Source organism: Streptomyces sp. NPDC047841 (assembly GCF_040704085.1).
Lineage (GTDB): Bacteria > Actinomycetota > Actinomycetes > Streptomycetales > Streptomycetaceae > Streptomyces > Streptomyces argyrophylli.
Genome location: NZ_JBEYRP010000017.1, coordinates 19,279 through 44,251, shown reverse-complemented (window position 1 = coordinate 44,251; position 24,973 = coordinate 19,279). Strand labels below are relative to the sequence as shown.

Annotated in this window: 27 protein-coding genes and 1 pseudogene; 12 read left to right on the top strand and 16 right to left on the bottom strand. The window is 71.4% G+C overall.

Annotated features, from left to right (window positions below; translation table 11 throughout):
• Nucleotides 1–304 precede the first annotated feature (304 nt).
• Nucleotides 305–760, bottom strand: coding sequence for a MarR family winged helix-turn-helix transcriptional regulator (locus tag AB0947_RS27890; protein WP_366753084.1), 456 nt, complete (start codon nucleotides 758–760; stop codon nucleotides 305–307).
• A gap of 162 nt (nucleotides 761–922) precedes the next feature.
• Nucleotides 923–1,510, bottom strand: coding sequence for a TetR family transcriptional regulator (locus AB0947_RS27885; protein WP_366753083.1), 588 nt, complete (start codon nucleotides 1,508–1,510; stop codon nucleotides 923–925).
• A 219-nt stretch (nucleotides 1,511–1,729) separates the two neighbouring features.
• On the opposite strand from AB0947_RS27885, the gene AB0947_RS27880 reads away from it, so the two are divergent.
• Complete coding sequence (locus AB0947_RS27880) at nucleotides 1,730–2,494, top strand: SDR family NAD(P)-dependent oxidoreductase (protein WP_366753082.1); 765 nt, start codon at nucleotides 1,730–1,732, stop codon at nucleotides 2,492–2,494.
• Nucleotides 2,495–2,576: 82 nt separating this feature from the next.
• On the opposite strand, the gene AB0947_RS27875 is transcribed toward AB0947_RS27880, so the two are convergent.
• A complete protein-coding gene (locus AB0947_RS27875) occupies nucleotides 2,577–3,872 on the bottom strand; it encodes an aminotransferase class V-fold PLP-dependent enzyme (protein ID WP_366753081.1) in 1,296 nt (431 codons plus the stop codon).
• Nucleotides 3,873–4,340: 468 nt separating this feature from the next.
• Here AB0947_RS27875 and AB0947_RS27870 point away from each other — a divergent pair, with 468 nt between their 5' ends.
• Nucleotides 4,341–4,760, top strand: a complete 420-nt coding sequence (locus tag AB0947_RS27870; protein ID WP_366753080.1) for an ester cyclase — start codon at nucleotides 4,341–4,343, stop codon at nucleotides 4,758–4,760.
• A gap of 231 nt (nucleotides 4,761–4,991) precedes the next feature.
• Here AB0947_RS27870 and AB0947_RS27865 read toward each other — a convergent pair.
• Nucleotides 4,992–5,215, bottom strand: a pseudogene (locus tag AB0947_RS27865) (hypothetical protein); the annotation flags it as partial.
• Nucleotides 5,216–5,477: 262 nt separating this feature from the next.
• Between AB0947_RS27865 and AB0947_RS27860 the strand changes: the two are divergent.
• Nucleotides 5,478–6,050 carry an ester cyclase gene (locus AB0947_RS27860; RefSeq protein WP_366753079.1) on the top strand — a complete coding sequence of 191 codons (573 nt, stop codon included), beginning with the start codon at nucleotides 5,478–5,480 and terminating at the stop codon, nucleotides 6,048–6,050.
• A gap of 54 nt (nucleotides 6,051–6,104) precedes the next feature.
• Here AB0947_RS27860 and AB0947_RS27855 read toward each other — a convergent pair whose 3' ends face one another.
• Nucleotides 6,105–6,752, bottom strand: coding sequence for a TetR family transcriptional regulator (locus AB0947_RS27855; RefSeq protein ID WP_366753078.1), 648 nt, complete (start codon nucleotides 6,750–6,752; stop codon nucleotides 6,105–6,107).
• Between the two features lie 152 nt (nucleotides 6,753–6,904).
• Nucleotides 6,905–7,618 carry an SDR family oxidoreductase gene (locus tag AB0947_RS27850; RefSeq protein WP_366753077.1) on the bottom strand — a complete coding sequence of 238 codons (714 nt, stop codon included), beginning with the start codon at nucleotides 7,616–7,618 and terminating at the stop codon, nucleotides 6,905–6,907.
• 217 nt (nucleotides 7,619–7,835) lie between these two features.
• Between AB0947_RS27850 and AB0947_RS27845 the strand changes: the two genes are divergently transcribed.
• The 5 genes from AB0947_RS27845 (at nucleotide 7,836) to msrA (ending at nucleotide 11,145) form a co-directional block, all read left to right on the top strand.
• Nucleotides 7,836–8,759, top strand: a complete 924-nt coding sequence (locus tag AB0947_RS27845) for a LysR family transcriptional regulator (protein ID WP_366753076.1) — start codon at nucleotides 7,836–7,838, stop codon at nucleotides 8,757–8,759.
• A gap of 309 nt (nucleotides 8,760–9,068) precedes the next feature.
• Complete coding sequence (gene wrbA / locus AB0947_RS27840; RefSeq protein WP_366753075.1) at nucleotides 9,069–9,680, top strand: NAD(P)H:quinone oxidoreductase; 612 nt, start codon at nucleotides 9,069–9,071, stop codon at nucleotides 9,678–9,680.
• Nucleotides 9,681–9,780: 100 nt separating this feature from the next.
• On the top strand, nucleotides 9,781–10,083 hold the full coding sequence (locus tag AB0947_RS27835; protein ID WP_366753074.1) for a muconolactone Delta-isomerase family protein: 303 nt from the start codon (nucleotides 9,781–9,783) through the stop codon (nucleotides 10,081–10,083).
• A gap of 51 nt (nucleotides 10,084–10,134) precedes the next feature.
• Nucleotides 10,135–10,506, top strand: a complete 372-nt coding sequence (locus AB0947_RS27830) for an SgcJ/EcaC family oxidoreductase (RefSeq protein ID WP_366753073.1) — start codon at nucleotides 10,135–10,137, stop codon at nucleotides 10,504–10,506.
• Nucleotides 10,507–10,629: 123 nt separating this feature from the next.
• Nucleotides 10,630–11,145, top strand: coding sequence for a peptide-methionine (S)-S-oxide reductase MsrA (msrA, locus tag AB0947_RS27825; protein WP_366753072.1), 516 nt, complete (start codon nucleotides 10,630–10,632; stop codon nucleotides 11,143–11,145).
• Nucleotides 11,146–11,357: 212 nt separating this feature from the next.
• Here the strand turns inward: msrA and AB0947_RS27820 are convergent, their stop codons facing one another.
• The 3 genes from AB0947_RS27820 to AB0947_RS27810 form a co-directional block, all read right to left on the bottom strand.
• Complete coding sequence (locus AB0947_RS27820; protein ID WP_366753071.1) at nucleotides 11,358–12,818, bottom strand: NAD(P)/FAD-dependent oxidoreductase; 1,461 nt, start codon at nucleotides 12,816–12,818, stop codon at nucleotides 11,358–11,360.
• A gap of 304 nt (nucleotides 12,819–13,122) precedes the next feature.
• On the bottom strand, nucleotides 13,123–13,734 hold the full coding sequence (locus AB0947_RS27815) for a TetR/AcrR family transcriptional regulator (RefSeq protein WP_366753070.1): 612 nt from the start codon (nucleotides 13,732–13,734) through the stop codon (nucleotides 13,123–13,125).
• Nucleotides 13,735–13,790: 56 nt separating this feature from the next.
• Nucleotides 13,791–14,474, bottom strand: coding sequence for a hypothetical protein (locus AB0947_RS27810; RefSeq protein ID WP_366753069.1), 684 nt, complete (start codon nucleotides 14,472–14,474; stop codon nucleotides 13,791–13,793).
• A gap of 350 nt (nucleotides 14,475–14,824) precedes the next feature.
• On the opposite strand from AB0947_RS27810, the gene secY reads away from it, so the two are divergent.
• Nucleotides 14,825–16,132, top strand: a complete 1,308-nt coding sequence (gene secY, locus AB0947_RS27805; protein WP_366753068.1) for a preprotein translocase subunit SecY — start codon at nucleotides 14,825–14,827, stop codon at nucleotides 16,130–16,132.
• Here secY and AB0947_RS27800 read toward each other — a convergent pair.
• The 7 genes from AB0947_RS27800 to AB0947_RS27770 form a co-directional block, all read right to left on the bottom strand.
• On the bottom strand, nucleotides 16,086–16,829 hold the full coding sequence (locus AB0947_RS27800) for an NADPH-dependent F420 reductase (RefSeq protein WP_366753067.1): 744 nt from the start codon (nucleotides 16,827–16,829) through the stop codon (nucleotides 16,086–16,088). The two genes, secY and AB0947_RS27800, sit on opposite strands and share 47 nt — an antisense overlap.
• Nucleotides 16,822–17,871, bottom strand: a complete 1,050-nt coding sequence (locus AB0947_RS27795; RefSeq protein ID WP_366753066.1) for an LLM class flavin-dependent oxidoreductase — start codon at nucleotides 17,869–17,871, stop codon at nucleotides 16,822–16,824. Before AB0947_RS27795 ends, AB0947_RS27800 begins: the two co-directional genes overlap by 8 nt.
• A gap of 219 nt (nucleotides 17,872–18,090) precedes the next feature.
• Nucleotides 18,091–18,477 carry a hypothetical protein gene (locus AB0947_RS27790; RefSeq protein WP_366753065.1) on the bottom strand — a complete coding sequence of 129 codons (387 nt, stop codon included), beginning with the start codon at nucleotides 18,475–18,477 and terminating at the stop codon, nucleotides 18,091–18,093.
• Nucleotides 18,478–18,535: 58 nt separating this feature from the next.
• The gene (locus AB0947_RS27785) at nucleotides 18,536–19,117 is read right to left on the bottom strand and encodes a TetR/AcrR family transcriptional regulator (RefSeq protein ID WP_366753064.1); all 582 of its coding nucleotides are present in this window, start codon (nucleotides 19,115–19,117) and stop codon (nucleotides 18,536–18,538) included.
• Between the two features lie 49 nt (nucleotides 19,118–19,166).
• Nucleotides 19,167–20,513 carry an MFS transporter gene (locus AB0947_RS27780; protein WP_366753063.1) on the bottom strand — a complete coding sequence of 449 codons (1,347 nt, stop codon included), beginning with the start codon at nucleotides 20,511–20,513 and terminating at the stop codon, nucleotides 19,167–19,169.
• Nucleotides 20,514–20,836: 323 nt separating this feature from the next.
• Entirely contained in the window at nucleotides 20,837–21,373 is a 537-nt protein-coding gene (locus tag AB0947_RS27775) for an isochorismatase family cysteine hydrolase (protein ID WP_366753062.1), read from the bottom strand.
• A gap of 209 nt (nucleotides 21,374–21,582) precedes the next feature.
• Nucleotides 21,583–21,861 (bottom strand): GlsB/YeaQ/YmgE family stress response membrane protein, encoded by a 279-nt coding sequence (locus tag AB0947_RS27770; protein ID WP_366753061.1) that lies wholly within the window; start codon nucleotides 21,859–21,861, stop codon nucleotides 21,583–21,585.
• 325 nt (nucleotides 21,862–22,186) lie between these two features.
• Here AB0947_RS27770 and AB0947_RS27765 point away from each other — a divergent pair, with 325 nt between their 5' ends.
• From AB0947_RS27765 to AB0947_RS27755, 3 genes are all read left to right on the top strand, one after another.
• Nucleotides 22,187–22,654 carry a GNAT family N-acetyltransferase gene (locus AB0947_RS27765; protein ID WP_366753060.1) on the top strand — a complete coding sequence of 156 codons (468 nt, stop codon included), beginning with the start codon at nucleotides 22,187–22,189 and terminating at the stop codon, nucleotides 22,652–22,654.
• Nucleotides 22,655–22,841: 187 nt separating this feature from the next.
• Nucleotides 22,842–23,459, top strand: coding sequence for a helix-turn-helix domain-containing protein (locus tag AB0947_RS27760; protein ID WP_366753059.1), 618 nt, complete (start codon nucleotides 22,842–22,844; stop codon nucleotides 23,457–23,459).
• A 5-nt stretch (nucleotides 23,460–23,464) separates the two neighbouring features.
• Complete coding sequence (locus AB0947_RS27755; RefSeq protein ID WP_366753058.1) at nucleotides 23,465–24,862, top strand: MFS transporter; 1,398 nt, start codon at nucleotides 23,465–23,467, stop codon at nucleotides 24,860–24,862.
• Nucleotides 24,863–24,973: the final 111 nt, after the last annotated feature.

Below are 24,973 nucleotides of genomic sequence, written 5' to 3'. Positions count from 1 at the left end.
ACCGCCTGGTTCTGGGATGCTCGCCGGAGCCGTGCTGGACCTGGCCCGGTACGGACTGTTCCATCACGCCCGCAGAGACGGGCTGTTGGCAGCGGCCGCCCAGCTCGGAATACCGCCTGTCCGAGGCGCCGGCCGGCTACGACCGTACGGCCCCGGCCCGGCCGGTGCGCTACCTCCCACCCGTGTTCCCGGTAGGCACGGGCCGGGGCGGTCATCGCCCTGCCGTCGAGCCCGCGGCGCTCTCCGCCGAGCGCGGGCGGTAGTCGCTGTCGGGGCGGAGGCGGCCCACTCGGGCGAGCTGACGTCAGGCGGGCGCTATGCGCTCCAGTACCTTCGCGGCGGCGGCGATGTCGCAGCCGTCCAGGCGCGAGAACACATGGCGGCGCACGCTCGCGAGGTTGGTGGGCCACGCCTGCCTCAGCTGTGCCCAGCCCGCGCTGGTGAGGACGGCGAGCCAGGCCCGCCCGTCGTCCGGCGACTTCTCCCGGATGACCAGCGACTGCGACTCCAGCCGGTTGACCACTCGGGTCATGCCGCTCAGCGACAGCCCGCACCTGCCGGCGAGCTCGCTCATCCGCATCTGGTGGTCCGGCACCTCGGAGAGGTGCACCAGGACCATGTACTCGGTACCCGAGATCGGCTGCTCTTCCAGCATGTCCGCGTCGACCACCCGGGGCAGGAACGTGATCACTCTGCCCAGAGCCCGTAGGAAGGCCTCCTCGTCCGGGTCCAAGGGCTTGAGGGGCGTCGCGTCTGCCATGGCCACAGTGTAGATCGCCCGCGATCGCCGTCTCCGCGGTCGGTGACCCCTGAACATCCCCCCGGCGGCAACGTGTACCTCTTGCCAGACTCCCGCCACCCACCCCCTTGTGGCGGGACGGGGCGGCCGCCCCACGTGGTGCGCACTACGGGCGGCCGCCCTTCAGCGCGTCAGGATGCCGTGCAGGAGCAGGTCGATCAGGGCCGGGGCCAGGCCGGGCTGTTGTTCGGTGTCGGCCATGACGCTGATGCCGCCGAGGGCCATGAGGACGTCCTGCGCTTCGACCTGTGACCGGGTGACGTTCCGGCTCGCCCCGGCGGCGAGGAGGTGACGGACCGCCTCGGTGAGGTGGGCGCGGGTGGTCAGCCGCTCGCCCTCGTCGGTCAGCACCACGCGGAGCACGTCGGCCATGCCGTGCTTGGCGGCCATGAAGTCGATGAAGCGTTCCATCCAGGCCCGGAGTGCCTCCGCCGGGGGCAGCGAAGCGGTGAGTTCGGGTGCCGCTGCGCACAACGCCTGTACTTCGTGCCGGTACGTCGCCTCGATCAGCAGTTCCTTGGACGGGAACCGGCGGTAGAGCGTGCCGACACCGGCGCCGGCCGCGCGGGCGATGTCCTTGACCGAGGCGCCCGTGCCTTCCCGGGCGAACGCCTCTGCCGCGGCGCTGAGCAGCCGGTCCTCGTTCCGTCGCGCATCGGCGCGCAGCGGCCTGTCCTGCCGTCCGGTGCCGTCCGTGCCCTTGCCGGTCAACCTGTTTCCTTCCCCTCGCGCTTGCAAGCGGAACCAGTTCCGCTTACTGTGCATCCGGAACCGGTTCCGGTTACGAGGCTACCGTGCCTTGGCACGAGGGGCGAGGGGCGCCGCCGGACCACGGCGGACCACGACGGACGCCCGGCTCGCTGCCCGTTTCCCCGTATCGCCGGCATCCGAGGGCGACCTGCCCGACCACCCCTATGAGGAGGAAGACACATGACCGCGCGACTGCAGAACACGGTGGCCCTGGTGACCGGTGCGAGCAGCGGCATCGGCGAGGCGACCGCACGCGGGCTCGCCGCGGAAGGCGCGGCGGTCGCCGTGCTGGGACGGCGGCGGGCACGCCTTGAGGCGCTCGCGGACACACTGCGGGCGGAGGGCGGCACGGCCTTCGTGGTGGAGGCCGACATCACCGACAAGCAGCAGGCCGCGAGCGCGCTGGAGAGCGTGGTGGCGGAGCTCGGCCGTCTGGACACGGTCGTCAACAACGCCGGCTTCATGGGCGTCGGGCAGGCCGTGGACTCTCCGCTGGAGGAGTGGGAGCACATGCTGGAGGTGAACGTGCAGGGTCTGCTGTACGTCACCCATGCCGCGCTGCCGCATCTCCTGCGCGCGGCGGAGGACTCGCCGCGGGGAGTGGCGGATCTGGTCAACATCAGCTCCACCGCGGGACGGGTCGCCCGCCCCGGAACGGCTGTCTACAACCTGACCAAGTTCGGGGTCAACGGCTTCACCGAGGCGCTGCGGCAGGAGTTGATCTCGAAGCGCGTGCGGGTGAGCGTGGTCGAGCCCGGCACCGTGGCCACCGAACTGAGCACGCACCTGCGCGACGGCGTACGACAGGCCGTCGAGCGCCAGATCGCGGGCATGGAGGCGCTCCGGCCCGAGGACATAGCCGACGCCGTGTCCTACATCGTCACCCGGGACCGCCGGGTCGCCGTCAACGAGATCCTCGTCCGCGCCGGCGAACAGACCTGGTAGCCGGCAGTCCGCGGGCGCGCCGCGCGACGCTCACCCGGGCCGGCGGTTCCCGTCCGGCGGGCCCGTGCCCGGTCCGGCGGGCTCAGTTCCGCAGTGACGACAGCGCGGCGGCGACCCGCTCGGAAACCTCGGGCGGCGTCGAGGCGTGCGGGGAGAAACGCAGTGAGTCGGCGCGCACCGTCGGAGTGACACCCTCGGCGTGCAGGGCCTTCGCCACGAGGGACGGGTCGTGCCCCGGCATGGTGAAGGAGAGGATGCCCGCTCGCCGCGCAGGGTCGGCGGGGGAGAGGACGCGGCCCCCGCACCGCTGGACGGTGTCGGAGAGCTCGGCGATCCGCGTGGCGATCGCGCCCTCGATCGCCGCTACGGTGTGCCGCTCCACGATGGCCAGCGCGGACGCGAACGCGGCGGCCGTCACCGGGCTCAGATGGGTGATCGACCACCGGCGCGCGTCCGGGGCCGGCGGGTGTGCCGTTCCGTCGAAGAGGCCGGCGTCCTCGACGCCCGTCCAGCCGGTGAGGACGGGGTCGAGGCGTTCCAGTGCCCGGTCGGACAGCGTGGCGAAGCCGGTGCCCCACCCCGCGCGCAGCCACTTCTGGCCGCCCGTCACCAGTACGTCGGCCGTGTCCCAGGGCAGCGCGGCCACGCCGAACGCCTGGATGCCGTCCACGATCAGCAACCGGTCCGGGCCGATCGCCTCGCGCAGCGCCGCCAGGTCGGCGCGGAAGCCGGTACGGAAGTCCACGGCGCTCACGGACAGGGCGACCACGTCATCGGTCAGCGCGGTGCGGACCAGGTCGGGGGTGACACCGGCGCCCGGCGCCGGGTCGAGCCAGCGCGGGGTGGCCCGTCCCAGCTGCGCGGCGCGGTGCCAGGGATAGTGGTTGGCGGGGAAGTCGGTCCGCGGCGCGAGGACCACGCCTTCCCGGATGCCGAGAGCCGCGTGGAACAGGCCGGTGGAGGTGTTCGGGAGCAGCACGGTGTGCCGGACGTCGGTGCCCGCCAGGCGGGCGGCCGTCTCCCGAGCGGCCTCTTCCGCACGCATCAGGGCGTCCACGGTGGTGTGGTCGGCGGTGGCGGATTCGGCCACCGCTCGCGCCCCGGCGGCCACGGCGTCCCGCGACGGCGGTCCGAAACGCGCGAAGTCCAGGTACCCGGCGGGCGTGTCGAAGTGGGCGGCGTACGACGTGAGCACGGGGCTCGTCCTTCCGGGCCGATGCGGTGCGGTGTGGGTGGCGCGGCGGGTGAGGACCGTACGCGTGCCGTGGACCGCCTCCTCGCCGCCCACCACCCCGCGTGTCGCCACCCGCCCCGCACCGTACGCGGTTCGCGGCGCGCGGTTCTCCCCGGGGTGCCGGTCCGCGGGGATCTCCGTCATCTCGCTCTGCTAGCCGCCCCGCGCATCAGCCACGCGAGGGACGACCATCCGCACAGCGGCTCACGGGCCGAGCGGTGCCCCCGGCTGCCCGCGTTCGTGCTGGGAACGCGCCGCGCGAGCCCCGGCCGAGGCTCGCGCGACGGTCGTCCGCCGCCGCTCGGGCACATGCCCCGGCAGCGCGCGGCTGTTCACCGCCTGCCGGAGTGCCCTCGCGGGGCCACAGGGGGAGACTGGAGAGACCGTGGCACAGGTCCGCCGCGTCGGGACACACGTGTGCCGTGGCCTGGTGTGCGCTGTGCCCCTGGTCGGCCGGGGGCGGGCCGGGCCGTTGCGGCGGGACGCGCGGCAGTCGCCCGGCGAGCACGCGGACCGGGGGATGCCTCGCCTCTCTGGCTTCCCGCACCCGCGGGCGCCCGCGGAAGTCCGGCCGCCTTGGATCGGTGGCCTGATCGGCGCAGGAGGAGCGCTATGTCGAGACAGACGAACATCGCCACCCAGACCGCCTTCGCGGAGGCCGTCATCTCAGGGGACCTCGACGCCCTCGACAAGGTCGTGGCGCCCGGTTCGATCGACCACGACCCCGCCCCCGGCCAGGGGCCCGGGCCCGCCGGGTACAAGGCGATGTTCGGCGAACTCCGCGCCGCCTTCCCGGACCTGAACGTGGCGGTGGAACACCTCGTGGCCACCGATGACGAGCTGGCCTTCGCCTACACCATCAGCGGAACACACCTCGGACCACTGAGGGGGCACCCGCCCACCGGCAGGAAGGTGAGCTACCGGGGCATGCAGATCAGCCGCTTCGACAGTGACGGCAGGCTCGTCGAACGCTGGGGCAGCAGTGACGAGCTCGGCATGCTGCGGCAACTGGGCCTCACCGGGGACGCGTGACGCCGCGGACGAACAGACGGCCGCCGGAAGCCGTCCTTAGATCCGCACGGCCCGCCCGTCCGCTGTCCCGTTGACGTGGTACCGGGTGGCTGTCGTCAGCGCCGTGTCCTCACCGAAGTGGGGTGTCGTACCGGCCCGGTCCGGTGACAGCGAGCGGCACCGTGGAGGTCGGCGTGCTGGTCCCCGTTCACGGCAGTGACCAGCAGGTCGAGCGCGGAGTAGCGGCCGGGTGTCAGACAGGCCGTCGGGGTGCGGGACGGTCGCCTGGCGTGCGAGCGAACCGAAGGCGCCGCGGCCGTCGAAGTTGCGCACGCCAGGGAGTGGAAATCCGCCAGGACCGGGGCCGAGGGGTCGCCGGTCATCGCCTGGGTGGGACCGTTCACGCGCACCCAGCGGTAGCGGTCCCACACCCGCACACCGCCGTTCTACCGGGCCAGGTTGTACAGGGACTGGGCAATCCACACCGAATCCAGAAGGCCCTCACCTGTTCAAGCACCCGGCACGCGTGTCGCCAACCCCGGGGCAGCCCACCTGGTCGGCCGCGCCGGCGAGGTGAGCGAGGTGTTCCACGAGGCAAGGGCCTGCCGAGGAGGCGCCGCCTCGCCCGCCAAGGAGGTTCATGTATGGGCTATTCAATAGGTAATGTGTGACCCTAATTGGCGGGACGCCCGTGCGGGTGTCCGTCCGCAGCCCACCGCAGAGGGAAGGCAAGACCACATGCCGATGCACGCCTCCGACCTCGGTCACGCGCTCTTCAAGGTCCTGGAGACCGGTGACCCGGCGCTGGCCGCCGAAGTCGTCCACGACGAGTTCCACAACCGCGAAGCGGCGGTGTCTCCTCCGGCCTGCCGGATCCCGGGTCCGGCGGGCGTGCTCGCCTCCAGCGCGTGGATGCGGTACGCGTTCGGCGACCTCCGGCTGCCCGTGGCCGACATCGTCACCAGCGACTCCCAGGCGTGGGTACGGCTGCGCATGCGGGGCCGGCACACCGGTGCCTTCGTCCTCTTCAAGGACCAGGGGGTCGACCAGGTCGTCCCGCCCACCGGCCGGGAGATCGACTTCGAGCAGATCCACGTGCTGGACCTGCGGGACGGCAAGGTCGTCCGGCACGAAGCCGTGCGGGACGACCTCACCATGCTCGGTCAGCTCGGCGTCTTTCCCCCCGGCCCGGCCGCCGGACTGCGCATGCTGTCCTGGCGGGTGACCGGCCGAGCCGCAAAGGCCGCCTCCGAGGTCACGGCGCAAGCAGCCCAGGCCGCCGCGGCGCTGCCGCGCGACACCACGGTGTGAAAGATGCGCCCCCGCGCAGGCGAGGGGCCGAGGAACGCCGGTCCGGTCACCGCTCTACTCGGACGGCTGGTCTTCCGGTGTGGGGGTGCGGCCCAACAGGGTCGCGACGGACGTGTGCAGCAGAAAGGCCTCGGCACGTTCCCAGGGCCAGCCGTTCTCCCGCACCAGGGTGCGCCAGCCGGTCGGGCCGAACCAGAACCAGAGGAGATCCGCCGTCTCCTCCTCGGGGCGGTCGGGCGCCGGGGTCAGGGTGTGCAGGTGGCGGGCGGCTGTCCGCAGGGCCTCACGGTAGGCGGAGGTCGCCCGTTCCCACAGGGCCTCGCCGTTCTCGTGGACGGGCAGGGCCGCCCGGATCGCTTCGTGGATCTGGAACTGGCCTTCGTTGCCGGTCCGCGTGCCCCGCGCCAGCGCCTCAAGGACGGCTTCCGGCGAACGCAGCGCGAGCACGTGCTGCATGGTCTTCTCGTAGTCCGACGCGACCACGCCCTGGTCCACGATCTCGTTCAGGATGTCGCCCTTGCTGCCCACGCTGGCGAAGATGGTCTTGGCTGACACTCCGCTCGCGGAGGCGATGTCCGCCACGGTGACCCTGCCGTAACCGCGTGCGGCGAACAGCTCGGTGGCGCACCGCAGGATCTCCGCGCGCGTGCGTGCGGCCGCCTGCTGGCGCAGGGGAGAGACATACGGGCGTTTGGCAGGCATGCGGTCATGGTAACTGCCGTGATCACGCCCGGTTCTATTCATTAGGTGCCGTAACACCCTAAAATGCGCGACAGGCCGCCGATCACGCTCGTGATCTGCGGCCTGCCGATGGGCCGGAGGGGTCCGGCGATGGGTGACCGCCGGACCCGGCGTCAGTGGCCGGCGCTCTGACCGCCGTCGACGTGCAGGACCTCGCCGGTGACGAACGGCGCGCCCTCCAGGTAGAGGACCGCGTCGACGATGTCGCTGATCTCACCCATCCGCCCGACCGGGTGCAGGGCGGCGAACGTCTCGAAGTACTCCTCGGAGTGCATCGGGGTCTTGATGACGCCCAGGGAGACGGCGTTGCTGCGGATGCCACGGGTCGCGTACTCGATGGCCAGAGCCTTGGTGGCGGACTGGAGGCCGCCCTTGGTCAGGGAGGCCAGCACCGAGGGCACCGCGGAGAGGGCGTGGTCCACCAGGCTCGTGGTGATCTGGACGACGTGGCCGCCGCCCTGACGGAGCATCTGCTCGACGGCGAGCTGGGTGATCCGGAAGAACCCGCTCAAGTTGACGCCCGTGACCGCGTCGTAGTCCTCCTGGGTGTACTCGGTGAACGGCTTGGCGACGAAGATGCCGGCGTTGTTGACCAGGGTGTCGATGCGGCCGAACCGCTCGATCGCGGCGGCGGCGACGCGCTCGGCCGTGGCGGGGTCGGCGATGTCGCCCTGGAGGGTGACGACGTCCGGGTCGTCCGAAGGGGCGATCGTCCGCGAGGTGGCGACGACGGCGTAACCGAGCTTGCGGTACGCCTCGACCAGGCCCGCGCCGATGCCCTGGGAAGCACCGGTGATGACGGCGACCTTCTTGCCGGAGTTGCTCATGACTGCCTTCTTCGTTCGGTCTGTGACGGTGGTGGTGCCGACCGGTCCTCCTCGGACGGTCACGTGGAAGAACCAGACGACCAGTCGCCTAATTCCGGTCCGCCTCACCCAAGCATCCTCGCTACACCCTCTCTGACCTGCGGTGGGAGCCTGTGACTACCAACTGCGAGCCAACAGGTCACGGAGGACCCCGGGGCTGCCGTCACCGCTCCGTAGCATGGGCCTCATGGAGTTGCGTCAGTTGCGGTACTTCGTAGCGGTGGCCGAGGACCTCAACTTCGGGCGTGCCGCGGACCGGCTGCTGATAGCCGGTCCGTCGCTGTCCCAGCAGATCAAGGCGTTGGAGCGCGACCTCGGCGTGCGGCTCTTCGACCGCGACCGCCGCTCGGTCGCCCTCACGGCCGCCGGTGCGGCACTCCTCCCGCAGGCACGCGACCTGCTGGAGCGCGCGGACGACCTCCGGAACCGCGCCGCCAGGATCGCCGGCTCGGAATCCGTCCGGATCGGCTACGTCAACTGGCTGCCACCCGACCTGACGGCCCGGACCTCGGCCGTGGCGCGGGTGCACGTCGACGCATGGGTCGCGCCCTCGCACACCCAGGCGGCACGGGTCGCGGACGGCAGTCTCGACCTCGCGGTGTGCTGGGTCCGCCGGCAGGACCTGGACGAACGCGGCCTCAACGCCCGGCTCATCGGCGCGGACCGCCTGTACGCGGTCTCCGCAGGCCGTCAGCCGGACGACATCCGCGCCCAGGACCTCCTCGTCCTCACGGACACCGACGTCACGACATGGTCGTCCTGGAACGTCTACGCCGAGCGGCTGGCCCGCGACACCGGCGCCCGTGCGGTGCGCGTCTCCGACGGAGGCATCACCGGTCCGGGCTTCTTCGACCACGTACGCCGTGCGCGTCGCCCGGTCCTCAACTGCCCGAAGGCTCAGGGGACACCGCTGCCCCCCGATCTCGTCGCGCACCCCGTGTCCGGGCCGAAGATCTACTGGACGTGGTCCCTGGTGTGGCGCCGCGACGAGCAACGCGCGGCCGTGCTCAGCACCGTGGACGCCCTCACGGAGGGGGTCGGCGACTGCGGTCTGGACGACCCGGACGCATGGCTCCCCGACGACGACCCGCACCGCCGCTGACCGGCTCCGCCACGCCCCGCCCGGCGCCACCATGCCCAGGGTCACCACCTAAGCCCCCCGGCCCCGGCCCCGGCCCGGCGGCCGGCAGAGCGTCCCGGAGCCGTCGGCGCGAGCTGAGCGGCACCCTGGGGCACAGCAGTGCACGACCGGCTTGCGCGGCCTGAAGCACGGTAGGGAGCCCGGGACTCCCCGGACATCGGCTCGTTCAGTTCTTCCCGAGCGCTGTTTGACGGAAGTAGACCGGTCGTCTAGCTTAGGTGACCGGTCGACTCAACAGGTCGACGCAGTCCCTCGAAATGGAGAAGTCCTGTGTCCGCTCCGATCAAGCTCGCCATCGTCTTCTACTCGTCCACCGGCACGATCACCGAGATCGCCAAGGAGCTGCACGACGCCGGTGTGAAGGCGGGCGCCGAGGTGCGCCTGCTGAAGGTGGCCGAGCTGGCCCCGCGGGCCGCCATCGACTCCAACCCGGCCTGGGCCGCCAACCACGCCGCCATCGCGAACATCCCCGAGGCCACCCCGGAGGACATCGAGTGGGCCGACGCCGTCGTCTTCGGCACGCCGACCCGCTTCGGCAACGTCTCCTCGCAGCTGAAGCAGTTCATCGACACACTCGGCGGCCTGTGGGCCCAGGGCAAGCTCGCGGACAAGGTCTACAGCGGCTTCGTCTCCACCGCCACGGACCACGCCGGCCACGAGTCCACCCTGCTCGCGCTGTACAACTCCGTCCACCACTTCGGCGGCATCATCGTCGCGCCGGGCTTCACCGACCCGCAGAAGTTCGTCGACGGCAACCCCTACGGCACCTCCCACGCCGACGGCCAGGGCACCAAGCCCGTGGGTGAGGTCACCCGCCTCGCCGCCGCCATCCAGGCCGAACGCGTCGTGAAGATCGCCGCCGCCCTCCGGACCGCCGCCTGACCGGAACGCCCGGCGCGTGCCGAGCCGGCCGGCTGTAACCGGCCCACCCTGTTCTTCGATATGCATCGCAACCCGCAGTACCGAGAGAGGACGAACGACGATGAAGGAATTCCTGGTCGTGCTCACCACGACCGTGCCGGAGGGCACCGACCCCGCCGAGGTCGACCGGCGACGCGCGGCCGAATCCGTCCGGGCCCGGGAACTGGCCGCCACCGGACACCTCTTCCGGCTGTGGCGCCCGGTCGGGGAACTGCGCAGCATCGGCGTGTGGCGCGCGGACGACGAGGCCGACCTGCGTGAGAACGTGCTCGGCACCCTGCCCCTGTGGCCGTGGATGACCGCCGAGATCACCCCCCTGCAGTCACACCCCAACGACCCGGGCCCCACCGGTCCCACCGCCTGACACCACATGGCGCGCTCCCCCGCGCGCCCTGCCGGCAAGAGGAGGAAACCGATGAGCGGCACAGCAGCGCAGGAAGCGATCCTGCGTGGCGTCATGGACCAGTGGAAGACCGCGGTCGACGCGCACGAGCCGGAGAAGGCCGCGGCGCTCTTCACCGAGGACGCCGTCTTCCAGGGGCTCCACCCCTACAGCGTCGGCCGTCCGGGGGTCGCCGCGTACTACGAATCCCAGCCGATCGGGCTGACCGCCGAGTACCGGGTGCTGGAGACGCGGAGCCTGGCGGACGACGTCCTGCTCGGGTATCTCGACGTCGACTTCGGTTTCACCGACCGGCCGGCCCTCCACGTCACTCTCGGCGTCGTGCTCAAGCGGGTGGCCGACCGCTGGTACGTCTCCCACTACCAGGTGACGAAGCTCGACTGACGCGGTTCCCGCCTCGCGATGCCCGATCCTGCCGAGCGTCACCTATTTGACAGGTGACGAGTTATGCGTCATAGTGGTGCAGTAACTCCTCCGGTCGCTGGGGGAGGGGAAGGGTGAGAACTGATGACCGACATCGAGGAAAGGGCGCTGCTGGCCGGCGGCTGCTTCTGGGGCGTGCAGGAACTGATCCGCAAACTCCCCGGTGTGACCCGCACCCGGGTCGGTTACAGCGGCGACGACGGCCTGGCCCATCCCACGTACCGCAACCACGGGAACCACGCCGAGTCGATCGAGATCACCTTCGACCCGACCGTCACCGACTACCGCGCGATCCTGGAGTACTTCTTCCAGATCCACGACCCGACCACGAAGAACCGGCAGGGCAACGACATCGGGGCCAGTTACCGTTCCGCCATCTTCTACCTCGACGAGGAGCAGCGGCGCGTCGCGCTCGACACCATCGCCGACGTCGAGGCGTCGGGGCTGTGGCCGGGATCGGTGGTGACCGAGGTCGTCCCGGCCGGCCCGTTCTGGGAGGCCGAGCCGGAGCACCAGGACTACCTCCAGCGCTACCCGGACGGCTACACCTGCCACTTCCCGCGCCCGAACTGGCGGCTGCCGAAGCGCGCGGAAGTCTGAGCACCACGGGGCGGTGAGGCCGCCCTCCACGCGGTACGGCCGCGGGACGAGCCGGTGAGGCTCGTCCCGCGGCCGTTTTCGCGAGGTCACCTCGGAGCGCGCCGCAGCCCGGGACCGCGTCCCTCCGGCTCCGTCGGCGGCGCCCGCGCCGTGGAACACCGGACTTCGGCGACGTCCCGGTCGCCGTCGTCCATGAGGCGGCGGGAAGGCGTTCAACAGGGTTCCGCGGTGCCCCGGTGGCGGTGGGTTTCCAGCAGCCTGAGCCAGACCTCGCTGATCGTCGGGAAGGCCGGCACCGCGTGCCAGAGCCTGTCGACGGTCACCTCGGCCGTCACCGCGACGGTCGCCGAGTACAGGAGTTCCCCTACGCCGGGGCCGACGAAGGTGACTCCCAGGACGACGCCCGTCTCCTCGTCGAGCAGCATGCGGGCCGTGCCCCGGTAGCCCTCGGCGTACTGACGCGCACCCGCGACCAGTCCGATGTCGTAGTCCACGACCTCGACCCGGCGTCCGGTGCGTGCGGCCTCGCGTGTGGTGAGGCCCACGGACGCGACCTCGGGGTCCGTGAAGACGACTTGGGGAACGGCCACGAGGTCGGCGGTGGTCGTGTGAGCGCCCCACTTGGTCTCGTCGAGGGTCTCGCCCCGCGCGCGTGCGCCGATGACGGCGCCCGCGATCCGCGCCTGGTACTTGCCCTGGTGCGTCATCAGCGCCCGGTGGTTGACGTCACCCACGGCGTAGAGCCAGCCGTCGGGGACGGCGGTCACCCGGCAGGTGTCGTCCACCCGCAGCCAGTCGCCGGGCGTCAGTCCGATGGTCTCCAGCCCCAGCTTCCCCGTCTGCGGGGTGCGGCCGATGGCGAACAGGATCTCGTCCGCGGTCGTCTCGGTGCCGTCCTTGAGTTCGGCCCTGACCTCGCCGGCGGGCTCCTGGCGCGTCACGGAGATCACCGAGGTGCCGAGGCGGACGTCCACCCCTGCCTCGCGCAGGCCCTCCGCGACGAGTTCACCGGCGAACGGTTCCATCCGGGGAAGCAGTCCGGCCTCGCTGCGGACCAGCACGGTCACCTGGGAGCCGAGGGCCTGCCAGGCGGTGGCCATCTCCACGGCCACCACACCTCCGCCCACCACCAGGAGCCGCCCGGGTACCTCGGAGGAACTGGTCGCCTCACGGCTGGTCCACGGACGTACCGAGTCGAGTCCGGGCAGGTCGGGGAGGGCCGCGCCGGTGCCCGTGGCGACGACGACGGCGTGCCGGGCGGTGAGGCGGACCGTGTCGCCCTCGGGCGTCTCCACCACCACCTGCTTCTCGCCGGTGAGCCGGCCGTGGCCGCGGATCAGGTCCACGCTGACCGAGTCCAGCCAGTCGACCTGGTCGTCGTCCTTCCAGTGCTCGGCCATCGTGTCACGGTGCGCGAGCACCGCGGGAACGTCCAGGGGCCCGTCCGCCGCGTGACGGAAGCCGGGGACCCGGCGGGCGTCGGCCCGCGCCATCACCGGCCGCAGCAGCGCCTTGCTGGGTTCGCAGGCCCAGAAGGAGCACTCACCTCCGAGGAGTTCGTGTTCGATGATGACCGTGCTCAGCCCGGCGGCCCGGGTGCGGTCGGCCACGTTCTCGCCGGCCGGGCCGGCTCCGATGACGATGACGTCGTAAGCGCGGGAGACATCGTTCATCACTGCTCCTGGGGCTTGGCCGTGCCTCGTCGGCCGGAGCCGCTCGCTGTCGTTCGGAGCGAGAGGCGCTTTCCGCCGGTATGCGCCTGCGCGCGGAGGAGGTGGCCGTCCCGGCCATGCGGTGTGTCTTCACCGGGGTCGGACGAGACACGGGAGAACGGATGAGGCACACCCTATGCCTTGGTCCGTGCGGGCGCACCGTCTCACCGTGACGGCGCGAGGGCTTTCGGAGGTACGACGGCGGCCCCTGGTCCTGGTGACCAGGGGCCGCCGTCGTACTCGGACGTTCGGTCCCGTCGTGCCGTCAGGCCGCGGCCACGGCCGGCCGGGCGTTCAGCAGCGCCAGGCAGTTGGCCCAGAGCCCGTTCAGCGTCGAGGTGCTGTTGTAGAGCTTGGCGAACATCACCTGGCCCTCCAGCTGTGCCACGATCGACCGGGCGGCCTCTCGTGCGTCGTCGGCCGAGACCTCCCCACGCTCCTGGGCTTCGGTGACGACCTTCTCGACCATCTCCACCTGGGCGTCGAAGATGTGCTGCAGGCGTTCGCGGATGGGCTCCGTCTGGTTGCTCAGCTCCAGCGTGAGATTGCCGAACATGCACCCGGAGACGGTCCCGCAGCTCTGCTGACCGGCGTGCAGGCCGGCCTCGGTCTCCTCGAACAGCCGGCGCAGCCGCGACAGCGGTGCGCCGTCGCCCTGCAGGACCCGGGTCCACTGACCGCGCTGGGTCTCCCAGTGTTCGTCGAGGACGGCCAGGGCGAGGGCCTCCTTCGACTCGAAGAAGTAGTAGAAGCTGCCCTTCGGCACCCCGGCGGCCTTGCAGATCTCGGCCACGCCCAGCGCCGAGTAGCCACGCAGCTCGATGAGTGACTGCGCAGCGTCGAGGATCTTCTTCCTGGCGTCACTTGTCCGTCCCATGACGCCATTATACGACCGATCGACTACAACGCTCGGGCGTCCAGTTCCCCCGCTCGTCAGCGGCTGCGTCCCAGGCTGTCCAGCGGTGTGCCGGCCGCCCAGCGGCGCAACCGCCGGCCGTCGACGAGGCGGACGTCGGTCTGCCGGGACGCCCAGCGCGCCTCGGCCCGGCTGAAGGCACCGCGGTGGACGATGAGCCGTCCGGGCCGCTCCGCGCCGGGCCGGACCGTCTCCCGCACGGTCTCCGGCCAGCCGGCGTCCTCGTCGGCCGGCGCGGCGGGACGGAACCTGACGTCGAGCGCGCGACCGTGCCGGTCCCGGGCGTACAGGTGCATGTCCCCCTTGCGCAGGCTCAGATCGGCCACACGCCAGCCGTCGCGCTCCAGCATGCGCGTGGTGGCCTCCACCAGCCCGCGGTCGTCCAGCCGTGCGAGTTCCTGGGCGGTGTAACGGCCGCGACGCCGGCGGAGGACCCTCCGGCGCAGGCGCAGGCCCGCCGGGGCGGCCGTCACGGACAGGAGGGCGCACGTCAGCAGGCCGGTGACCCCGAGCGCGCGGCTGAGAGGGCCGGCCAGCAGCAGGAGCGTCAGCAGCACCAGGCCGAGGCCCACGAAGGAGGGGAGGACCTCGCGCAGCTCGGGACCGTACCGGCCCTGGGCCCGCAGTTCGGCCACCCGCTGCCGACGCAGGGACCGGCGCGACGTCGGTACGGACGAGTCCGGGTACCGCACCTTCGTCATCCCGCCCGCCCCCGCCCTCTCGGTTCCTTCGGCCCCTCGCCGCGCCCCTCCGCCGGTCCGACCGTACATCGGTGACCGTCTGGCTCAGGACCTCGCCCCACCCCCGCGCCGCCGCCGCACACCCCGCCCGGGGACGGGCGGCACCAGGGGGCGCCGATTCTTCCACGCGTCGGCCGGCGCCCGCACGGGGTTCGCCGCCCGCGTCGACACGTGTCTTCCGGGGCCGGCGCCCGGCTGCTCTCCGGTTGCCGGACCGGTTCACCCGTTCGAGCATGGTGGTGGGCGCGGACTCGCCGTGCGCTCACCCCCGTCCTTCGTCTCCGCGACTGACGCAGGACGAAGGAGGAACCTTGCCCAGCGCCTTCGTCCAGGTGTTCAGGACTCCTGATCTGCGGAAGAAGACCGTCTTCACGCTCGGTGTCATCGTGCTGTACCGCCTGGGGTCACACGTCCCCCTTCCGGGGGTGGACTACGGGAACGTGCAGAGGTGTGTGGACCAGGCGTCGGGCAGCGGCGGCCTGCTGGGACTGGCGAACGTGTTCAGCGGTGGGGCACTTCTCCAGATCACGCTGTTCGCCCTGGGCATCCTGCCCTACATCACGGCGAGCATCATCCTGCAGTTGCTGACCGTGGTCGTGCCGAGACTGGAGACCCTGAAGAAGGAGGGGTCGGCCGGGCAGGGGAAGATCACCCAGTACACGCGTTATCTGACGGTGGGGCTCGCCCTCGTGCAGGGCACGGGCCTCGTCGCCACGGCCCGCAGCGGCGCCCTGTTCCCCGCCTGCCGGACGGCGTCGGGCATCGTTCCGGACACCTCCGTCCTCGCTGCTGTCGTGATGGTGCTCACGGTCACCGCGGGGACGGCCTGCGTGATGTGGCTCGCGGAGCTGATCACCGACCGGGGGATCGGCAACGGCATGTCGTTGCTCATCTTCGTCTCCATCGCCTCCACGCTCCCGAGGGCGCTGTGGGCCGTGAAGGAGCAGGGTGAGATCGCCGGCGGATGGCTCAGCTTCGGCAGCGTGGTCCTCGTCGGCCTGGTCATGGTCGCCCTGGTCGTGTTCGTGGAGCAGGGCCAGCGGCGGATCCCGGTGCAGTACGCGAAGCGGATGGTGGGACGCAGGTCGTACGGGGGGACGGCGACGTACATCCCGCTCAAGGTGAACCAGGCCGGTGTGGTCCCCGTCATCTTCGCCTCGTCCCTGCTCTACATCCCGGCGCTGATCGCACAGTTCTCGCACTCGGACTCGGGCTGGGCGGCGTGGATCACGCGGAACTTCGTCCGGGGCGACCATCCCTTCTACGTCGTCGCCTACTTCCTGCTGATCGTGTTCTTCGCCTTCTTCTACGTGGCGATCACGTTCAACGCGGAGGAAGTGGCGGGGAACATCAGACAGGCCGGGGGGTTCGTCCCCGGCATCCGGGCCGGCCGGCCCACGGCCGAGTACCTCGGCTACGTCCTCAACAGGCTGACCTGGCCGGGCTCGCTGTACCTGGGCCTGATCGCGCTGGTGCCCACCGTGGCGTTCGCCGGCCTGGGCGGTGCCAACCAGCTGACCGGCACCAGCATCCTGATCATCGTGAGCGTCGGCCTGGAGACGGTCAAGCAGATCAACAGCCAGATCGAACAGCACAGTTACGAGGGCTTCCTCCGCTGACGAAGCCCTGGCGGGCGCTGCCGACGGCGCGGCCCGGCTCCGATGCGGGGAAGCGGTCGAGCATGGCGCGCAGCTCCGCGGCGCTCACGTCGGCGCCGAAGGGTTCGGTGCCCGGTTGCAGCCGTACGCCGTCGGCGAGCGGGCCGGCGATGACGGGGTCGAAGCCGAGGGCGTGGACGAGGTGCGCGACCGTGGCCCTGTCGTCGGGGTCGTCACCGGCGAGGGCGATCGCCTTGCGGTCGGCCGCCCCGGCGGGCCGGGCCTCGTCCTCCAGGTCGTGGTAGCCCATGTGGTTGAACGCCTTGACCACGCGGGAGCCGGGCAGGAACGCCTGGACCAGTTCGCTGGTGGACGTGCGCGGGTCGGTGAAGTCGTCGCGAACGCCGTCGACCTCCGGCCAGTAGTTCATGGCGTCCACGACGAGTCTGCCGCGCAGTGCCTCCACCGGGACGCTGCGGTACTTGCCCAGGGGGAGGGCCAGGATCGTCACGTCGGCCCGGGCCGCGGCCTCCTGCGCGGTGACCGCGACCGCACCGGGGGCGAGGACCTCCACGGTGAGCGCGATGGCGTCGGCCCCGCCCGAGCCCGCGATCAGCACCCGGTAGCCGGCTGCCACCGCGAGCCGCGCCAGTACGGTTCCCACCTTCCCGGCGCCCAGGATGCCGATCGTGCGGACGTCGGTGACCGGATCAGGCACGGGCGGCCTCCGCACTGAGCAGTTCCCGCACGCGGGGGGCGACTTCGCGGCCCAGCAGCTCGATCGTGCGGGCGCGGGCCTGCCGGGGCAGGCGCATGATGTCGTACTTGAGGTCGAAGCGGCTGAGGTGCAGATCACGGGCCGTGCGGGCGATCTTGCGGGCGACGGTTTCCGGGGACCCGACGTAGAGCGCGCCGTCGGCGAGTTCCGCCTCGAAGCGTGCGCGGGTCGGGGCGTAGAACCCGCGTTCCTCGGCCAGTGCCGTCACGACCGGCTCCCAGTACCGCCACCAGGTCTCGACCGCCTCCTCGTCGGTGTCGGCGACGAGGCCCAGGGAGTGCTGGCCGACCGGTCGCGGGCCGTGCCCGGACTGCTGGAGTGCCCGGTGGTAGAGATCGACGTGACCGGCGAAGCGCTGCGGGCGCCCGCCGATGACGGCCAGCATCAGGGGCAGGCCGTAGCGGGCGGCGCGCAGCACGGAGTGGGGGCTGCCGCCCACGCCGATCCAGGTCGGGATCCCGCCGGGCCGCATCCGGGGCATCAGCCGCTGCTCGGTGAGCGGCGACCGGAACGTCCCCGACCACGTCACCGCCTCCTCGCGCTGCAGCCGCATGAACAGCTCCAGCTTCTCCTCGAAGAGCTGCTCGTAGTCGGCCATGTCGTAGCCGAACAGCGAGAAGGACTCCGTGGCGGACGCGCGCCCCAGGACCAGCTGCGCCCGGCCGCCGGACACCGCGTCCAGCGTCGAGAACTCCTGGTAGAGCCGCACCGGGTCGTTGGTGCTGAGCACGGTCACCGACGTGCCGAGCCGGATGCGTTCCGTGGCTGTCGCCATGGCGGCGAGCAGGACCGGTGTGGCGCTGTCGACGTGGCCCGCGCGGTAGTGCTCGCCGACGCTGAAGACGTCGATGCCCGCGGCCTCGGCGAGCGCGGCCTCCTGGACCAGGAGCCGTACCGTCTCGGCGTCGCCGAGGACACGGCCGTCGTCCGTCGCGACCTCTCCGAAGGAGTTGAGCCCGATGTCGAAGGACGTGGCCATCATGATCCTCCTCAGCCCGGGCTCCGGCTGTCGGGCGCCCGACATTGCTTGACGGGTCAAGTATTCGGCTGCATGTTTGACGTGTCAAGTAAGCGAGGGGTCCGCTAGTCGGCCGGCAGTGCGGAAGCGCGGCGGGCAAGGCGCCGGCCGCGCCGGCACTCGCGCGCCGCGGCCCCGTCCCGCTCGGCCGTCACGGCCCCGGCCGGGTGGCCGCAGGCGCGGTCAGTGCCGGGAAGCGGGCACGTGCGCCGCGCCGACGGCGCCGTAGCCGATGACCAGGACGCGCTTGCCGACCAGCGAGGTGCGGTACTCGGGCTGCCATGTCCCCTCGGCCTGGCGGGCACCGAACACGTCAAGTCCCCGGGACAGGGCCGGCAGCAGGGTGACCGCCAGTTCGGCGGTGGCCTCGCGGTGCACGCCGCGCCCGGTGCTCAGCCGGGTTCCGGGTGGTATCGCGTCCAGCAGCGGCAGCATGTGGTCGTAGCCGGAACTGAGCAGCTGGAGCACCTCCAGGTTGCGCATCCGCGGCAGGACGGGGCGCAGCACCCGTTCGGCGCCCGGGACCGGCGGGCCCACGAGGAAGCGGACCTCGGCGGGGTCACCCGGCAACGGGCCGGACCCGTCCCAGTACGCGTAGGTGAGCCCGTCCGGCAGACCGGGTGTCCGGTCAGCCGGCGAGCGGCGCCGCTTCCAGCAGGACCGCGGCCGCACCGCGGGCGGTCGTCGCGGCGGAGGGGTCACGATCCATCCGCGCGGCCTGACCCGCACCGTCGTAGAGCAGCAGGAGCTGTCGGGCCAGCTCCTCGGGCTGGGCGTACCCGCACGTGGTGGCCAGATCGGTGAACAGCTCGCGCAGCCAGGACCGATAGTGCTCGGCGGTGCGGCGGACGGCGCTGTCCTCGGCCGTCTCGGCGCTGGCCCGGACGAACGCGCACCCGTTGTACCCCGGGTCGGTGAAGGCCTCGCCCAGTGCGTCGAAGACACCGAGGATCTGCTCACGAGGAGTGCGGAAGCGCGTCAGGGTCCGGGTGATCCGATTCCGTGAGCGCTCGAAGCGCTGCTCCAGGTAGGCGCAGACGAGCCCTTCCTTGCTGCCGAAGGTGTTGTAGAGGGACGCCTTCGCCACACCGGCGTGCTCGATGACACGGTCGATGCCGACCGTTTGCACACCCTGCTGGTAGAAGAGTTCGTCAGCCGCCTCCAGCAGCCGCTCACGCGCGGACACCTTGATCGCGGTCCTGCCCGTCATGACCATCACCCTCTCAGACAGACCTGTCTATCCTAGCGCGGACCCCGTCTCACCCCTGGGAGCCGGTCTGTGCCAGGGGTGCCGCCTCCGGGACGGAGACGGAAGCGGCTTCGGGGCGTACGACCGCGACGTGCTCCACCCGGCGGCCGCTGAGCACCAGACCGGTCAGCGCCGCGAGGGCCAGCACGATGACGGCGATGCCGTACTCCCAGGACGTCCGCACCAGGCCGCCGCCGTGCACGACCAGGACCCCGCCGATCACCGCCGGCACGCCGAGCCCCATGTAGCACACGACATACAGAAGGGACAGGACCCCGGCTCGTTCGTGCGGCTCCACCTGCGGCACGACCAGCCTGATGCCCCCCTGGAACCCGCTGCCGAAGCCGAAACCGGATATCGCGCCGCCGATGAAGAACCCGACCACGGACGGGGTGCCGCCGGTTCCGGAGCCGATGGACACCAGGGTGATCACCACGCCGACGACCAGGGAACCGATGCCGATCAGCATGACGCTCCGCGTCGCCGCCTTGCGCAGCAGGACGACGGCCAGACCGGCGGAGCCGGCGAGCACGAACAGGGGCAGCCCGCCCCACACCACGGAGGTGGAGCGCACCAGGGTGCGGATGAGAGCCGGTCCGAGCGCGCCGTACAGGCCGGTCAGCGCCCACACGGCGAACATCACCGGTGCGGCGATCGCCACCGACGCGCGAGCGGACCTGGGCAGCTTGAACTCGGGGGCCATGCTGGCCAGCGCGCCCGGCTTGCGGCCGACGGTCTCGTTCAGGCCGGTCACGGCCAGCGCCTGCACGACGAACACACCGAGGAGCACGTAGTAGACGAGGTGCGTCGGGGCCGGCAGGTACTGCACGATCAGCCCGGAGACCAGGGCACCGCTCGCGGTCCCGATCGTGGGCGCGAAGGAGTTGAGGAAGCCGCCCCTGCGCGCGTCGAGGTCGAGCATTCCGGCGCCGAGCGCGCCGACCGCAGCCCCGGTGCTCAGCCCCTGGACGACGCGGGCGGCCAGCAGCGCGTCCACGCCGCCGGCGGTGATGAAGACCGCCATGGCCGCCGTCTGGCCGACCAGGGCCGCGAACAGCACCGGCCGTCGGCCCACGTGGTCGGAGATCTTGCCGAAGATCAGGAGCGCGACCAGCACGGCCACCGCGTAGACGCCGAAGACGACGGTGACGGTGATGGGCGAGAACCCCCAGCGCGCCTGGTAGAGCGCGTAGAGGGGGGTCGGCGCGCTGGACGAGGCCAGTAGCGACACGAGGATCGAGGCCAGGAGTCCGAGGGAGGCGATGGGCCCGAGGCCCCTGCGTCGCGGGGCTCCGTGAGCGGGGGACCGCCTGACCGGGATGGCCTCGGAGGCGGGTCGCTGCGTCGTGCTTCTCATGACTCTCACTCTCGGTCTGGTAAGTGAACCTGCTTCATACTAGACAGATCTGTCTGATGAGCGCGAGTCCTGGACCGTGAGAGATGTCGCAGAGAAGGGGGCAGCCCGTTCGGGAGTAGGGCGGAGCTGGGGCGCGTTACGTCTTTGATCTCCGCCGGAAGGTTCGGGCAACGACCCGGGGACGCACGGGTGTGTGTGCGTGTATGTGCGCGGAGTGGGCAATCTGCTGTCCGTGACCGGGCGGTCGCTCTCGGCACTGGGGAGTGTGCGAACGGCAGCGTGCAGGGCCAGGGGACCAGGCGATCAGTCCTGGCACCCCGGCTTCACGCCCAGAGTTCCCGGCTTTCGCACACCCGCGCACCCATGTTGCGCTCCATCATCCGCAGTGCGGCCTGGGCGAGGTCTTCGTGGATGTGCGCGACGGCGTCGTGCGGAACGATGACGTCGAAGTGCCGGATGTGTGCGTCCAGGGCCGAGTACAGCACGCACTGTTCGGTCACCTGGCCGGCGAGCACCAGCCGGTCGATGCCCTGCTGCTGCAACAGGTAGTGCAGCGGTGTCTCGAAGAAGATGGAGTGGCGGGCCTTCAGGACGAAGAGCGAGTCCTCGTCGGGCTTCACGGGCTCGACGAGATGGGCATGAGGAGTGGCCAGGGCCCGGTCGAGCAACTCGCCGTGATGAGAACGCCACTCGCCGAAGTTGTCATTGACGTAGATGACCGGCACCCCGCGACCGCGTGCGCGCCGCAGCAGATCGGTCAAGACCGGCACGACCGGTTCCGCCGAGCGGATCAGCTGGTCGGCGTCCTTGTGGTCGTAGGTGTTGATCATGTCGATGACGATCAGCGCTGTCTTGCTCATACGACCAGGGTTCCACCGATGGACAGTGAGCCAACTTCTGCACACCGGGCAAGAGACGCTGTTTCACGGACCCGGGACGGTGAGCCGTCCGCGTGCCGCGCCCCTTCCCGGACATCCTGCCGGCCGGTCCGCCTGAACACGCCGATGGCTCCCCCGGCCTATCGGGGGAGCCATCCGGAGCGGTTCGACCGCGCGCGGCCTCAGTTGGATCAAGCGTGTCGGTGCGAGTGGCGGTTGCCGGTGAAGACGCGGTACAGGGCGAGCAGGATGAGGGAGCCTACGATCGCGGCGATCCAGGTGGAGAGTTCGAAGAACCCGTCGACGGAGTCAACGCCGAAGATGACCTTGCCGAGCCAGCCGCCGAGCAGGCCGCCGGCGACACCGATGAGCATGGTGACGATGATGCCGCCGGGGTCCTTGCCCGGCATGATGGCCTTGGCGATGGCGCCGGCGAGCAGGCCGATGATGATCCACGCGAGGATGCTCATGATGTGTCTCCGTCTCGCTGTATAAAGACTGTGTTAGCTCCTCGTCTGTACCGTCCGCGCTCATACAAACGTGGGATTTTCGGTTTGCGGCTCCCGGAGCGAGAAGACCTGGTGTCTTCGGCGCCGTCACCGGCGCCGAACCGTCACCGGCGCCGAACCGTAGGCCCGGCGAGGCCAGGGGTGCATGAGCTCCCCTGGCGGGGAGCGTGCCGGCCGTGGCGGAGCGTCGGGGGAGCGGCCTTGTGGTGATCACGTGGCGACGGGTCCGGGAGCAGGACTTCCCGCTGCTGCGGACGTGGCTGGAGCAGCCCCACGTGAAGCGCTGGTGTGGAACCACGGGACCACGGTGGAAGAGGTGGCGCGCGACTTCGGCCCCGCCGCCAGGGGGCAGGAGCCCTCGGAGGACCTGCTCGCACTCCTCGAAGGCCGTCCGGTCGGTCTCGTACAACGGGCACGCCTGCTCGACTACCCGGAGTACCTGGCCGAGCTGGCGGCCCTCGTCCCCGTACCTGACGGCGCGATGACCATCGACTACCTGGTCGGCGATCCCCGTCAGACCGGCCGGGGCCTGGGGACGGCGATGATCCGTGCCGTCATCGTGCGGACCTGGGAGGAGCACCCCGCCGCCCCGTGTGTTCTCGTCCCGGTGGTGGCCGCCAACCGCGCTTCGTGGCGGGCGCTGGAACGCGCGGGGTTCCGCCGGATCGCGGTCGGCGACCTGGAGCCGGACAACCCGGTCGACGACCGGACCCATTACCTCTACCGCGTCGACCGCTCCGGGAGCGGCGACTGACGAGCTCCGCGTGGAGCGTATGCGGAGGGGAGCGGGCCGGCTTGGCGGTCCGCCTCAGGCGGACAGGGTTCCGTGCCGACGCCGCCAACAAGCCACGCACCGACGGATATCAGCCATAGCCGCTGTGCAGAGAAATCTGTGCACAGAACTCTTTGCAAAGAAGTCTGTGCGAAGCTAGCTTGGAGCCATGGAACACCTCGAACAGCCCTCCCAGGTCCAGCTGAACGCCCGCAACCTGCGGGGCGTCGCGCATCCGCTACGCGTGCGGATCCTGACGGTTCTGCGGACGGAGGGCCCGGCCACGGCGACCACGCTCGCCCGGAGGCTGGACCAGAACACCGGCGCGACCAGCTATCACCTGCGCCAGCTCGCCGAGTACGGGTTCATCGTCGAGGCGCCGGCACAGGGCGGCGGCCGCCGTGAACGCTGGTGGCAGGCCGCGCACGTCAACACGGTCGTACCGGACGACTCGGTGCTGGCGGGCGGTGAGGGTCTCGGCATCGCGTACCTGCAAGCCCTCAGCCGGGTCTGGTCCGACGCGATGACGGCCGCCGTCGAAGCGACCGCCTCGCTGCCGCCGGAGTGGCGCGAAGCCCAGGACTTCGGCGACTACGTGCTCACACTCACCCCCGCCGAGGCCAAAGAGCTGTCGGCGGACATCCACCGGCTGCTCCGCCGGCGCAACTCCGCGCCGCGGACGGCGGGTTCGCCGCTGCCCGAGGGCGCGGCACGGGTCGCCTTCCAGTTCCAGTTGTTCCCCACCAGTGCGGACCGGCACGTCTCCCACCCCCCGGACTCGGAGTGAGAAAGATGACCTCTCGGCACGCGGCCGCCCAGCAGGCGGCCCACAGCGGCACACGCACGCCCTCCCCGGACGCCCCGGCCGACGGGCCCCGGGTCCTGCGCGGACTGGTCGGCATGCTCTCGGCCAACGCGGCGGCCCTGTCGGCCAACCGGGTGCTCTCCATCGCCCTGCCCTGGTTCGTCCTGACGACGACCGGCAGCGTCGGCAAGACCGGCCTGGTCGCCTTCTGCCAGATAGTGCCGTACGTGATAGCCCAGGCGCTGGCCGGGCCGGTCATCGACCGCCTCGGCCCCAAGCGCATCAGCGTCGCCGGCGACCTGGCCTCCACCGTCGCGACGGCCACCGCTCCGCTGCTGTACCTCACGGGACACCTGTCCTTCGGCCTGCTGCTGGGGTTGCTGGCCGTGGTCGGTGCGGCGGACGGCCCGGCCAACGGGGCCAAGGGGCTCTTCGTGCCGGCGGCGACCCGCGCGGCCCGGGTGCCGCTGGAACGGGGGACCGGCCTGTCAGCGGCGGTCGAGCGGACCGCGACCACCATCGGGCCGGCCATCGCCGGCGTGGTCGTCGCCTCCTTCGGCAGTCTCTACGCCCTGTGGATCACCGCCTGCCTGTTCGGCGTGTCGGCGCTGGTCGTCTCCACCACCCTCAGCGACCCGGCGCCCGAGCCGCACGAGACGCCGGTGGAGGAGGCCGAGGGCTACCTGTCGCGGCTGCGCCAGGGCGCCGTGTTCCTGCGCGACGCGAAACTGCTGCGGTCCATCGTGGGCATGCTGGCCGTCACCAACCTGCTCGACCAGGCGTTCATGTCCGTGCTGCTGCCGGTCTGGGCGAAGGAGACGGGCAACGGCGCGGAGGCCGTGGGGCTGGTGGTCAGCGTCTTCGCCGCGACATCGATCCTCGCCGCGCTGGTGGCCGCGGGAGTGGGCGAGCGGCTGCCCCGGCGTGCCGTCTACCTGATCGGCTTCACGCTGGGCGGAGTCCCGCGCTTCGCGGCCATGGCCACGGGCGCGCCGCTGTGGCTGGTACTGGCGGTCCTGGCGGTGGGCGGCCTGGGGTCGGGCTTCGTCAATCCGATCGTCGGGGCCGTGACGTACGAGCTGATCCCCACGCCGCTGCTGGGACGGGTCAAGACGCTGGCCCAGGCCGTCACATGGGCGGGCATCCCGTTCGGTGGGCTGCTGGGCGCGGGGCTCGTGACGGTGGCGGGCACCTCGGGTGCGCTGTGGATCGTGGGCGGGCTCTACCTCGTCGCCATCGGCGTGCCGGCCCTGAACCGGGAGTGGGCGGGCATGCGCAAGCGGACGGTGTCCGACACGAGCCCCGTCGGCACCACGCCCGAGAGCGGGAATGCGGCCGGTACGGCTTCCCTGCCCGGAGCGGAGGCGGCCGGGGCGGTGGCCTGAGCCGCGGTACGGAACCGGCGCCGGCCGGGGCGGTGGGACCGCCCCGGCCGGCCGCCCGCTTCCTGCGCCCGCCTCCCCGACACGCGCGACTCCGCCCGGCGGGCGCACCTC